Source organism: Gemmatimonas sp., assembly GCF_041689975.1.
Taxonomy (GTDB): domain Bacteria; phylum Gemmatimonadota; class Gemmatimonadetes; order Gemmatimonadales; family Gemmatimonadaceae; genus Gemmatimonas.
Genome location: NZ_JBDNFF010000041.1, coordinates 1 through 3,137 on the forward strand (window position 1 = coordinate 1; position 3,137 = coordinate 3,137).

A 3,137-nucleotide genomic window follows, 5' to 3' on the forward strand; every position below is an offset into this window, starting at 1 on the left:
AGCGGAACCGCCTCCCGCTCGACCAGAGCCCGTTGAGCCAGGTCGGCTGCATCCCCGTTTTCCTGGCGTTGTGCGTTTTCAGGTATCGCCAAATGCAGCGCCTCCGCGTAAGCCAGGGCGAGCCGAACTTTGGCGCTACAATAACCGCACATATCCTGGACCGATAGTCCGAACCAAGAGATTCCATCAACCGCTGCTGCTGCTGCCTTCCGGTAGTAGCTGAAGAATACCGGGGCGAGGTGTCAAAGCTGGGGAGTATCGGAGCAATCAGGTGCCGCGACGACCGCCGTTCTTGGCTGTGGTGGGCGGCTTCTGCGGCTGACGCGGGCTGGGCTGGGTGGACTTCTCACCGGCGGCGGTAGACGGCGTGCCAGGGACGGGACGCTTGCGGGAGAAGTCGGGGACAGCCGTAGGGTGCTTCTTCTTCATGTGCGGCTCCGGTGGCGACGTGGAGCTCGGGCAGGTACCCGGACGCCAAATCCATAATGGAGAAAGGTAATCACGATTGCGCGAGGGGATCGTGGCCGGCAGTATCCGCGCATGATTGATCCGCGTCTGTCCGTAGCGCTGGCCGACCGATATCGCCTCGAGCGCGAGATCGGCGCGGGCGGCATGGCCACGGTGTATCTCGCTGAGGACCTCCGACACCACCGCTCGGTTGCGGTGAAGGTGCTGCGCCCCGAACTGTCGGCCACGCTGGAACACGACCGATTCCTTCGGGAAATCACCACCACGGCCGGGCTGCGGCATCCCAATATCCTGCCGCTGTACGACTCGGGGGAGGGCGCGGGATTTCTGTTCTACGTGATGCCGTTCGTAGAAGGGGAGAGCCTGCGCGACCTGCTTGCGCGCGACGGTCAACTCCCCATCGAAGACGTACTTCGGTTTGCCGATGAGATTGCCAACGCGTTGAGTCATGCCCACGGACGCGGGATCATTCATCGCGACATCAAACCGGAGAACATTCTCATCGAGAATGGCCACGCGATCGTGGCCGACTTCGGCATCGCGCAAGCCGTCGGCGTATCTGGGGACGAAAAGCTGACCGTGGCTGGCCTGGCGATCGGCACGCCCACCTACATGAGCCCCGAGCAGGCCAGCGGCGACGTGATCGACGCACGCAGCGACCTCTACGCGCTGGGCTGCATCGTGTACGAAATGCTGGCCGGTACGCCGCCGTTCACCGGCCCGACGGCGATCGCGGTGATGATGCGTCATGCCATCGAGCCGGTCCCCAAACTCGGGACGCTGCGCGCTGCCGTGTCGCGTCCAGTGATCGACGCGGTCGAACGCTCATTGGCCAAATCACCGGCCGATCGCTTTGCCTCGGTCGAGGAGTGGCGGCGCGCCCTTAGCCGCGCGAGCGGCAGTCATCCCACTGCGAGCGCACCCCGAGCGGCGCCTACGATTTCTCGACCGGCACCCACGCCAGCCAATGCGCTGCTCGGCCGCGACACGGCCCTTGCTCAGGCCACGGAGCGCGTTGCCGTCGGCGCACGTGTGCTCACGGTCACCGGCACCGGTGGCACTGGCAAGACGCGCTTCGCCATCGAGCTGTTCAAGCGGCTGCAGGACGACTATCCCGACGGGTCGGCCTACGTGTCGATCGCGTCAGTGACGGCGGCGAGCGACGTGATGTCCACGATCGCCACCGCACTCGGCATCACCGAGGCGCACGGCAGGTCGGCGGTCGATGCCGTCGCGACCGTGATCGGCAACGGTCGCGTACTGTTGCTGCTCGACAATCTCGAGCAAGTGCTCGAGGCGGCCGGCGAGATTGCGGAACTCGTGTCGCGTTGCGCGAGCGTCTGCGTGATCACGACCAGTCGCGCGCCGCTCAAGATCGGCGCCGAGAGCGAACTGGCCCTTCCGCCGCTGGCGCTGCCCGATGCGCATGCCTCGGCCGTCGAGGCATTACTGCAATCGCCTGCGGTTGCCTTGTTCGCGCAGCGCGCCGCAAAGGTGCAGCCCACCTTCGCGATCACCAGCGCCAATGGTGCGGTTGTGGCCGAGATTTGTATCCGTCTGGACGGATTGCCGCTCGCGCTGGAGTTGGCTGCGGCACGCATTCGCATTCTCGAGCCGGCAGCGCTGCTGAAGCGTCTGGATGATGCGCTGGACCTGCTGACATCGGGCGATCGCGATCTGCCCGCGCGTCAGCGTACGCTTCGCGCGACGATCGACTGGAGCTATTCGCTGCTGGACGCCGCCGAACAGCGACTGCTCCGACGTCTGTCCGTGTTCGCCGAAGGATGGGCACTGGAGGAGATGGAAGCCGTCTGTTACACCAAGCGCGAGCGGGTCCACGCGCTCGACGAATTGAGCTCGCTGGTCGAAACGGGGCTCGTGCGCGTGGTGGAAGCGGGAGAGCGCTACTTCCTTCTGGAGACCATCCGGTCGTTCGCTGCCGAGGCGCTCCTGGACAGCGACGAGGCCATCGACGTCCAGCGCGCACACGCCGGCGTGTTCCTCGCGTTCGCCGAAGCCATCAATGCCGGGATCAAGGGCGCCGGACAGCTCGATGCCATGCAGCGGGCACGCCGCGACAACGCGAACATGCACGCGGCCATCCAATGGTTTACGGAGCGGGCGCGTGCGGAAAGCATCGGCGCGGCGTCACGCGAATCCGTCGACGCAGATGCTGACTCCGTAGAGAGCGGACTGGCGCTGTGCGGCGCGCTCAATTGGTTCTGGCATATCGGCGGCCAACATTTCACCGCCCGCGATGCGATCGACGGCTTGATGCCGATGGCGGCAAAGCGCGCACCGAGCAGGGGACGTGCAATGGCGCTGCTGGCGAGCGGTATGGTCTCGATCAACACCGGCGAAACGGATCGCGCCTTCGATGAATGGGCGCGCGCGCTGGCCGACGCGCGCGCGCGCGCCGACGACGCGCTGATCGCGGAGGCGTGTATGTGCGTCGGATACGGACACATGAGCGATGGCCGCATGGAGGAATCGGGCGTCGCGCTCGATGAGGCGATGGCCATCAGCGAACGGCCCGGCCTCGACTTTCTGCTGTCGCTGTCGATGTCGATGAAGGGGCTGCAGCAGTTCGTGAGCGGCTCGGCGGATGTCGGCTTCGAATTGCTCACGCAGGCCCGCAAAATCCAGACGCGAATCGGCGATTTCGAAGG

At 65.5% G+C, this 3,137-nt stretch carries 2 protein-coding genes; one reads left to right on the plus strand and one right to left on the minus strand.

Annotation, left to right across the window (positions count from 1 at the left end; translation table 11 throughout):
• Positions 1 to 267: 267 nt before the first annotated feature.
• Positions 268 to 429 carry a hypothetical protein gene (locus ACESNG_RS03150; protein WP_373067756.1) on the minus strand — a complete coding sequence of 54 codons (162 nt, stop codon included), beginning with the start codon at positions 427 to 429 and terminating at the stop codon, positions 268 to 270.
• 111 nt (positions 430 to 540) lie between these two features.
• Between ACESNG_RS03150 and ACESNG_RS03155 the strand changes: the two genes are divergently transcribed.
• Positions 541 to 3,137 (plus strand): protein kinase domain-containing protein (locus ACESNG_RS03155; protein ID WP_373067759.1); only part of this gene is annotated, 2,597 nt, incomplete at its 3' end.

Bases quoted from the DNA above. Each gene is read 5' to 3' on its own strand.
- ACESNG_RS03150 (WP_373067756.1), bottom strand. From the start codon at position 429: ATGAAGAAGAAGCACCCTACGGCTGTCCCCGACTTCTCCCGCAAGCGT.